The sequence below is a fragment of the uncultured Tyzzerella sp. genome, from assembly GCF_963558545.1.
Lineage (GTDB): Bacteria > Bacillota > Clostridia > Lachnospirales > CAG-274 > Tyzzerella.
In genome coordinates, this window is the sequence record NZ_CAUWHO010000004.1 from 1 (window position 1) to 2137 (window position 2137).

Consider the following 2137-nt stretch of genomic DNA (forward strand, 5'->3'; position numbering starts at 1 on the left):
CAAACAATAAAGGCTCTATCATAATAACTTATGGCAACACTAAAGTTGCACAATACGCCCTTATTCCCTATAAAACGACGCATAAAAAGTAGGGGCAAAAAACAGATTCAAATAATCTACAAAAAACTATAAATATATATTAATTATTTATAGTTTTTAACTTGACATTATTATAAAAGTTTGATAAAATGTTCCTATGAATAAATTAATTGCAATAGGACAAGCCTCAAGGCTTCTTGGTGTTACCATACAAACCCTACGAAATTGGGATAAACAAGGACTTTTAAAGCCTGATGAAATCACAAAAGGTGGAAGTCGCAGATATAAATTAGAATCTTTAAAAAATATTAATAAAAACATTAAATTTAGTGTTGATGGTTTAAAAACAATTGCCTATGCTAGAGTAAGTAGCCACGACCAAAAAGATGATTTAATAAGACAAGTTCAAGTTTTAGAGCTTTATTGTGCTAAGGCTGGGTTTAATTATGAAGTCATACAAGATTTAGGCAGTGGTATGAATTATTATAAAAAAGGATTAACAAAGCTTTTAAATCTTATCTTAGAAGGGCAAGTTAAAAGACTTGTTCTAACACATAAAGATAGATTATTAAGATTTGGAGCTGAATTAATCTTTGCTATTTGTGAAGCTAAAGAAGTGGAGGTGATTATCATCAACAAAGGCGATGAAAATATTAAGTTTGAAGAAGAATTAGCCAAAGATGTTTTAGAGATTATCACCGTATTTTCTGCTAGGCTTTATGGAAGTAGAAGCAAGAAAAACAAAAAATTACTTGATGATATGCAAGGTGTAATCAATGACAATCTCGCATAAAATAGAACTCATTCCAAACAATAAGCATATCACTTATTTTAAAAAAGCCTTTGGTTGTTCTAGGTTTGCTTATAATTGGGGACTTGCTAAATGGCAAGAATATTATAAGCAAGGTGTTAAAAAAACACATTTAGATTTAAAAAAAGAATTTAATGCGATTAAAAAAGAGCAATTCCCCTTTGTCTATGAAGTAACTAAATATGCCACACAACAACCATTTTTAAACCTAAATCTTGCATTCCAAAAATTCTTTAGAGATTTAAAGCAAGGTAAAGTCAGCTATCCAAAGTTTAAAAAGAAAAAAGATAATCAAGGTTCGTTTTATTTAGGGGGAGATATTGTTAAATTTGAAAGTAAAAACAATAAACAATTCTTAAAGATTCCAAATCTAGGTAGTGTTAAGCTAAGAGAGAATCTAAGATTTCAAGGCAAAATTAACTCTTGCACTATCAGTCAAAAAGCAAATAGATTCTATGCTTCTTTTAGCTTAGAGATAAGTGAAAGTGAATTTAAAAGAACTCATAAAGATAGCAAACAAACAAAACTTGGATTAGGTATAGATGTTGGCTTAAAATCTTTTGTAAGTTTATCTAATGGCTTAAGCATTCAATCACTCAAGCCCTTAAGTAAGCTTACAAAGCGTTTAAAAAGAGTAAGCAGAAGTCTTAGCAAAAAGCAACACCCAAAAACCAAGAGTGAAGCAATGCAAGGGATAAAAAAGTCTAACAACTACTTAAAACAAAGTGTTAAGCTTAATAAGCTCCATACAAAAATTGCTAATGTAAGAAATGATTTTTTACATAAGCTTACTTCAAGTCTAGTAAGACATTATGCTTACTTTGGGCTTGAAAATCTCAATATCAAAGGCTTAATGAAAAATCATAGATTAGCAAAGGCAATAAGTGATGTAAGCTTTTATGAGTTTAAACGCTTACTAAGTTATAAGGCAGAGTATAACAATAAGCGAGTGATAGAAGCAGATACATTTTATCCAAGCTCTAAGACTTGCTCTAAGTGTGGAAGCATTAAAGAAACTCTCACACTTAAAGAAAGAATCTATGAATGTGAAAATTGTGGATTAAAAATAGATAGAGATTACAATGCTAGTTTAAATCTCTACAATCTTATTCCACAAAAAATAGGGCAAGTTCTGCCCGAATTTACGCCTGCGGACTTGACGGCTCTGCAATATGATTTAGCGATAAATAATATTGCAACCAGCAAGGTTGAAACAGGAATACAACAGGAAAATTATTTATAGATATTTGTAACTATTTATAGTTTTTTATAGGTTTGTAGGAACGG

The 2137-nt window shown here is 30.3% G+C and carries 2 protein-coding genes; both read left to right on the top strand.

Translation table 11 applies throughout. From position 1 onward, the window contains the following. Positions 1–196: 196 nt before the first annotated feature. A complete protein-coding gene (locus R5Z65_RS10205) occupies positions 197–832 on the top strand; it encodes an IS607 family transposase (RefSeq protein ID WP_317366271.1) in 636 nt (211 codons plus the stop codon). Further along, a complete protein-coding gene (locus R5Z65_RS10210; RefSeq protein WP_317366273.1) occupies positions 816–2093 on the top strand; it encodes an RNA-guided endonuclease TnpB family protein in 1278 nt (425 codons plus the stop codon). Before R5Z65_RS10205 ends, R5Z65_RS10210 begins: the two co-directional genes overlap by 17 nt. The last annotated feature ends 44 nt before the right edge of the window (positions 2094–2137 follow it).

Excerpts from the sequence above, each read along its gene's own strand:
- R5Z65_RS10205 (WP_317366271.1), top strand. The coding sequence starts at position 197 with ATGAATAAATTAATTGCAATAGGACAAGCCTCAAGGCTTCTTGGTGTT.
- R5Z65_RS10210 (WP_317366273.1), top strand. The coding sequence starts at position 816 with ATGACAATCTCGCATAAAATAGAACTCATTCCAAACAATAAGCATATC.